The organism is Streptomyces sp. SID9727 (assembly GCF_010550605.1).
GTDB lineage: Bacteria > Actinomycetota > Actinomycetes > Streptomycetales > Streptomycetaceae > Streptomyces.
The window spans coordinates 22691-28923 of record NZ_JAAGNI010000306.1; the positions used below are offsets into that span (position 1 = coordinate 22691).

Here is a 6233-nt window from a genome sequence, read left to right on the forward strand (position 1 = left end):
CTAGGACCCGGCTGGTCCCCTGGCCCGATGCGGGCGCCCCGGACGCGCGGCTAGCGTTCCCGGTGTGTTGCAGACGAAACCCCCCACCCCGCGTACCGAGCCCGTCCCCCATGCTGAGGGGGTGAGCAACGAAGAGTTCCGTGCCGCCCTGTCCCGGCTGGCGGCCGGCGTGGTGCTGGTCACCGCCCAGGAGCCGCCGCTCGACGAGGGCGGACGCGGTGAGGACGTCGGCATGACCGCGACCGCCTTCATGTCCGTGTCCCTGGACCCGCCGCTGGTCATGGTCAGTCTGCGCAACGACTCCCGGATGGACGACCTGCTCGCGGAGCAGCCGCTGTGGGCGGTGTCCGTGCTGGCGGAGAGCCAGCGGCACATCGCGGGCCGGTTCGCGATGAAGGGCCGGATCAGCGACCGGCTGCTCTTCGAGGACATCCCGTACGTACGCGGCGAGGTCACCGGTGCCCCGCTGGCGGGCGGCGCGCTCGCGACGCTGGAGTGCCGCACGGAGCAGCGGGTGGTCGCGGGCGACCACACCCTGGTGATCGGCCGGGTGCTGGCGGCGCGGGTGCCGAGCGGGGACGGCGGGCCGCTGACGTACTTCCGGGGGAAGTACCGACAGCTGGGCTGAACCGGACGGGCCGGATCCGGTGCCGTGTCAGCGGTCGCGCCCTGAGCGGCCCCGGCGGGCCCGGGACAGCGTCACCAGTCGCGCCCCGAGCGACCCCTCTTCGTGTCGCCGCGCTGCTTCTTCTCGCGCAGCCGGCGTTCGTTGATCCCACGGGGGACCTTCTTCTTCACGCGCGGCCTGGGCGGCGGGGCGGACGCCTCCGCCAGGAGCGCCGCGAGGCGTACGGCGGCCGTCTCGCGGTTGCGCCACTGCGAGCGGTGCTCGGAGGCGCGTACCGCGATCACACCACCGGTCAGCCGGCCCGCCAGCCTTTCCAGCGCGCGTTCCTTCCACACCTCGGGCAGCGCCTCGGTGGCCGCGAGGTCGAAGCGCAGTTCGACCTGCGAGTCGCTGGTGTTGACGTGCTGGCCGCCGGGCCCGGAGGACCGCGAGAAACGCCACATCAGCTCGGCCTCCGGGAGGGAGACCGAACCTCGGATGACATAGGGCCCGGACATGACACCCATGTTCCCCGCCCCACCAGCGGTTCGTCACCTCTTTTTGCCGCGCCCCGCCTCCCTTCGGCAAAGAAAGTAAAGGCGGGCGGAACCTCGCGGTCCCCTGTCGGCGTTATGACCTGTGACGGTAGCTTCGTGACCGCGAAGCCCGCACCGACAGATGAAAGGGACTTCCCATGGCAGTAAGCCTGTCCAAGGGCGGCAACGTCTCCCTCACCAAGGAGGCCCCCGGCCTCACCGCCGTCACGGTCGGCCTCGGCTGGGACGTCCGTACCACCACCGGCACCGACTTCGACCTCGACGCCTCGGCGATCGCGGTCAACACGGGCGGCAAGGTCTACTCCGACGGTCACTTCGTCTTCTTCAACAACAAGTCGACCCCGGACCAGACCATCGTGCACACCGGTGACAACGTCACGGGTGAGGGTGAGGGCGACGACGAGCAGATCAACGTCAACCTGGCGGGCCTGCCGGCCGACGTCGACAAGATCGTCTTCCCGGTCTCCATCTACGACGCCGAGACCCGCAGCCAGAACTTCGGCCAGGTGCGCAACGCGTACATCCGCATCCTCAACCAGGCCGGCGGCGCCGAGATCGCCCGCTACGACCTGAGCGAGGACGCCGCCACCGAGACCGCCATGGTCTTCGGCGAGCTGTACCGCAACGGCGCCGACTGGAAGTTCCGCGCCGTGGGCCAGGGCTACGCCTCCGGCCTGCGCGGCATCGCCCAGGACTTCGGCGTCAGCCTCTGACGCCCGGCAGACCCGTACGGGAGCCCCCGGCCGCACGCCCTGCGGCCGGGGGCTCCCGCGTGTCCGGACATCCGGTCACGACCGGTCGAAGGCCGCCGGATAACGGACATGACGGAGCCTCAGTCGGACAAGAAGTGGTCAAGGAAATGTGAGGCAATTGTTCGTACACCGTCAATAGCGTTCATTCGATGGCAGGCTCCCCGCTCGTAACCCCCCACGGAACGAGCAACGGAGCTTGTATGACCCCCCACATCTCGACCCGTCGCACCGCAGCCCTGGCCGCCGTGGCCGCGATGGTCGTCGTCGGCATGCAGACCGGCGCGGCGAACGCCCGCCCGAACACCCCCGACGACACCCCCTCCGTCTCCACCGCCCCGGCCTTCAGCAGCGCCTCGGCCCGCACCGCCGCCATCGAGTCCGCCCAGTCCGACGCCTCCTCCACCGCCTCCGCGCTGAAGCTCGGCGCCAAGGAGAAGCTGATCGCGCGTGACGTGATCAAGGACGCCGACGGCACCGTCCACACCCGCTACGAGCGCACCTACGCCGGACTGCCCGTCCTCGGCGGCGACCTCGTCACCCACACCGCCGCGAACGGCAAGCTCAAGAGCGTCACCAAGGCGACCACCGCCCGCATATCCGTGCCGTCCACCACACCGAAGATCAAGACCGCGGCGAGTGCCCGCAAGGTGGTCTGGGCCGGCGACGGCACCCCCGTCCTCGCCCTGGAATCCGTGCAGACCGGCGTCCAGAAGGACGGAACCCCCAGCCGCAAGCGCGTCATCACCGACGCCACCACCGGCAAGGTCCTCCAGAGCTACGAGGAGATCGAGACCGCCGGCGTCGGCAACAGCCAGTACAGCGGCGAGGTCGGCCTCTCCACCACCGCGTCCGGCTCCGGCTTCGAGCTGACCGACGGCGACCGCGGCGGCCACCAGACGTACGACCTGGGCCAGGGCACCAGCGGCACCGGCGACCTCGTCACGGACGACGACGACACCTGGGGCGACGGCACCGGCGACGACCGCCAGACCGCCGCCGTCGACGCCCACTACGGCGCCGCGCAGACCTGGGACTTCTACAAGTCCGCCTTCGGACGCGACGGCATCGCGGGCGACGGCAAGGCCGCGTACTCCCGCGTCCACTACGGCGACGCGTACGTCAACGCCTTCTGGGACGACAGCTGCTTCTGCATGACGTACGGCGACGGTGCCGACAACAAGAGCGCCCTCACCGCGCTCGACGTCGCCGGCCACGAGATGAGCCACGGCCTCACCTCTTCCACCGCCAACCTGAACTACTCCGGCGAGTCCGGCGGGCTCAACGAGGCCACCAGCGACATCCTCGGCACCTCCGTCGAGTTCTTCGCCGACAACGCGACCGACGTCGGCGACTACCTCATCGGCGAGAAGATCGACATCAACGGCGACGGCAGCCCGCTGCGCTACATGGACGAGCCCAGCAAGGACGGCGGCTCGGCCGACTACTGGGACAGCGGTGTCGGCGGCCTCGACGTCCACTACTCCTCCGGCGTCGCCAACCACTTCTTCTACCTGCTGTCCGAGGGCAGCGGCGCGAAGACCATCAACGGCGTCGCCTACGACTCCCCCACCGCCGACGGCTCCACCGTCACCGGCATCGGCCGGGAGAAGGCCGTCCAGATCTGGTACAAGGCCCTGTCCGAGTACATGACCTCCACCACCGACTACGCGGACGCCCGCACCGCCACCGAGAAGGCGGCGACCGACCTCTACGGCGCCGACAGTGCCGAACTCAAGGCCGTCGACGCCGCCTGGAGCGGCGTCAACGTGCAGTAACCCGTACGCGGGAGCGGAAGCGGGAGCCGGTCAGCCGTCCGCGGCGGGCCGGCTTCCGCCGTACAGCCACGCCTTCCACAGGTCCGACAGGTCCTGGCCCGTCTCCTCCTCCACGTACGCCGTGAAGTCGGCCGTCGACGCGTTGCGGTGCCGGTACTTCTTCGTCCAGCCCCGCAACAGCGCGAAGAACTCCTCGTCGTCGTCCACCGCCTCGCGGATCCTGTGGACGACCATCGCCCCGCGGCCGTACACCGGATCGTCCGAGATGGCCGCGGCGGACGGCGGATCGGCGGGCGGGAAGGCCCAGTTGGCCTTGTCCTCGTAGGCCTCCTCGAACGACTCCTCCGCCGGGACGTCGTTCTTCTCCTCCTCCCACAGCCACTCCGCGTACGTCGCCAGGCCCTCGTTCAGCCACATGTCGCGCCAGCTCTCCGGCGTGACCGAGTCACCGAACCACTGGTGCGCCATCTCGTGGACGAGCAGCCCGACGCTCGGCGGGCCGGGGAAGAACGGCCGGGTCTGCGTCTCCAGCGCGTACCCCGCGTCGTCCTCGCGGTCCACGATCGCGCCCGTCGCGGAGAACGGATACGGACCGAAATGCTCCGCCTCCCAGGCCACGACTTCCGGAACCCGGCCGACGGTCCGCGCGCTCGCCTTCGCCACCTCCGGGTCCACGGCCGTGAACACCGTCACGCCGCCCGCCATCGTCGACGTCTTCGTCTCGAACTTCCCGACGGCCAGCGTCGCGAGATAGCTCGCCATCGGCTCGGCGGTGTGCCAGCGGAAGGTGGTGCGGTCCTTCTCCGTGACCGGCGGACCCGCCATCACCCCGTTGGAGACCGCCGTGAGCCCCTTCGGGACGGTGACCGTCAGGTCGTACGCGGCCTTGTCGCTCGGGTGGTGGTTCCCCGGGAACCAGGCCATCGAACCGGTCGGCTCGCCGAGGGCCAGCGCCCCGTCGTCGGTCGGCAGCCAGCCCTCCTCGGACTCGTCCGCGTCGGTGATCGTCTTCGGCGATCCGGAGTAGCGCACGACGGCACGGAACGTCTCGCCCTTCCGCAGCCGGTCCTCGACCTTCGCGTCCGTACGGAGCGTCAGCTCGTTCCCCGCCCGGTTCACGGCGGCCGGTCGCCCCTCCACGGTCGCCGATTCCACGGTCAGCCCGGCCAGGTCCAGATTGAACGAGCTCAGGTCCTGCGTGGCCCGCGCGGTGATCTCGGCCGTCCCGCGCAGGGTCTGCTCGTCCGGGTCCACGTCGAGCGTGAGGGCGTAGTGCGTGACGTCGTAGCCGCCGTTGCCCAGCTTCGGGAAGTACGGATCGCGCACCCCGGACGCGCCCGGCTTCCCCTCGACCCCACCGGAGCAGGCGGGCGCGAGGAGCGCGAGGGCGAGCAGGGGGAGAGCGGCGCGGGCCGCCCTGCGGCATGCCGGGGTTCGATGATCCACACGGATGATCCTATGTGCGGAATGTCGTAATCCGGAGGTGGTGCGCCGGGCTCACAGCACCGCGATCCCCAGCGGCCGTTCGCCCGCCGCCAGCCGGACCGGGGGCGTCCGCCCGTCGAGGGCGACGACCGTGATGCCGTTCCAGTAACCGTCCCGGGTGAAGCCTCCCGTGACGTACGCCGTACGGCCGTCCCGCGACACGGCGACGTCCTCGTGCGGACCGTCCAGATCCACCACGCGCTCGGAGCCGTCCGGCTCACGGATCGTCAGCGACGCCTCCTCGTCGTCGGAGGCGATCGGGCCGGTACCGACGACGAGCAGCCTGCCGTCCGGGGTGAGCGCCGCCCCGTGCTGGTGGGTGTCGGCCGTCATCCGCTCGACGGTCACCTTCCCGGTGCGCGGGTCGAGGACCGCGAGCCGCTCGCCCTCGAACGGCAGCAGCAGCTTCCCGTCGGACGGCCGGACCACCGCGTAGTGCGGCTTCAGCCAGGACCCGAGCCCGCCCTCGGTGCCGTACGGGGCGACCTCCATCCGGCGCGCGCGGAGCGTGTCCGTGCGGACGGACGTCACGTCGAACGAGTCGTGCCCGGTGGCGTACGCCTCCGAGCCGTCGGCCGACACGTCCACGTCGAAGGGCCGGCGCCCGACGGGAACCGTGCCGGTGACCTTCCGGGTCGCGGTGTCGACGACCTCAAGGACGCCGTTGCCCTCCGGCACGTTGACGCCGACATACGCGTGCCGGCCGTCCGGGGCCAGCGCGATACCCATCCCCCCGCCCCGGTACTCACCCGTCGTCACGGGTCCGGTCCGCGTCCGGTACGGGATCCGGGCCAGCCGCGTCCGCTTCCCGGTGTCCACGACCGCGACGCCCTCGGCGGTGGTGACCCACGCCCGCCCGTCCGCGCCGACGGCGACGCCGTAGGGGGCGGTGCCGACCTCCACCCGGTCGAACGTGCCCCGTACGGGGTCCACGAAGGACACGGTGTCGGCCCCGAAGTCGGCGACGAGCAGGGTGCCATCGGGGGTGGTGCGCGGGGCGGGCGCCCGCGCGGCGGGGGCAGCGGTGGGCGAGGTGCCGGGGGACGCGGGCGCGCCG

At 71.2% G+C, this 6233-nt stretch carries 6 protein-coding genes; 3 read left to right on the top strand and 3 right to left on the bottom strand.

Annotated elements, in window-relative coordinates; genetic code table 11:
• The first annotated feature begins 121 nt into the window (after window positions 1-121).
• The gene (locus G3I41_RS20265; RefSeq protein ID WP_164401786.1) at window positions 122-628 is read left to right on the top strand and encodes a flavin reductase family protein; all 507 of its coding nucleotides are present in this window, start codon (window positions 122-124) and stop codon (window positions 626-628) included.
• Window positions 629-699: 71 nt separating this feature from the next.
• On the opposite strand, the gene arfB is transcribed toward G3I41_RS20265, so the two are convergent.
• A complete protein-coding gene (gene arfB, locus G3I41_RS20270) occupies window positions 700-1134 on the bottom strand; it encodes an alternative ribosome rescue aminoacyl-tRNA hydrolase ArfB (protein WP_164401788.1) in 435 nt (144 codons plus the stop codon).
• Window positions 1135-1301: 167 nt separating this feature from the next.
• Between arfB and G3I41_RS20275 the strand changes: the two genes are divergently transcribed.
• Together G3I41_RS20275 and G3I41_RS20280 are read left to right on the top strand one after the other, a co-directional pair.
• On the top strand, window positions 1302-1877 hold the full coding sequence (locus G3I41_RS20275) for a TerD family protein (protein WP_164401790.1): 576 nt from the start codon (window positions 1302-1304) through the stop codon (window positions 1875-1877).
• Window positions 1878-2116: 239 nt separating this feature from the next.
• The gene (locus G3I41_RS20280) at window positions 2117-3691 is read left to right on the top strand and encodes a M4 family metallopeptidase (RefSeq protein WP_164401791.1); all 1575 of its coding nucleotides are present in this window, start codon (window positions 2117-2119) and stop codon (window positions 3689-3691) included.
• A 30-nt stretch (window positions 3692-3721) separates the two neighbouring features.
• Here the strand turns inward: G3I41_RS20280 and G3I41_RS20285 are convergent, their stop codons facing one another.
• On the bottom strand, window positions 3722-5137 hold the full coding sequence (locus G3I41_RS20285; RefSeq protein WP_164401793.1) for a M1 family metallopeptidase: 1416 nt from the start codon (window positions 5135-5137) through the stop codon (window positions 3722-3724).
• 51 nt (window positions 5138-5188) lie between these two features.
• On the bottom strand, window positions 5189-6233 hold a 1045-nt coding region (locus tag G3I41_RS20290; RefSeq protein WP_164401795.1), incomplete at its 5' end, for a hypothetical protein.

Coding starts and splice junctions, on each gene's coding strand:
- arfB (WP_164401788.1), bottom strand. CDS start 1,134: ATGGGTGTCATGTCCGGGCCCTATGTCATCCGAGGTTCGGTCTCCCTC.
- G3I41_RS20275 (WP_164401790.1), top strand. CDS start 1,302: ATGGCAGTAAGCCTGTCCAAGGGCGGCAACGTCTCCCTCACCAAGGAG.
- G3I41_RS20280 (WP_164401791.1), top strand. CDS start 2,117: ATGACCCCCCACATCTCGACCCGTCGCACCGCAGCCCTGGCCGCCGTG.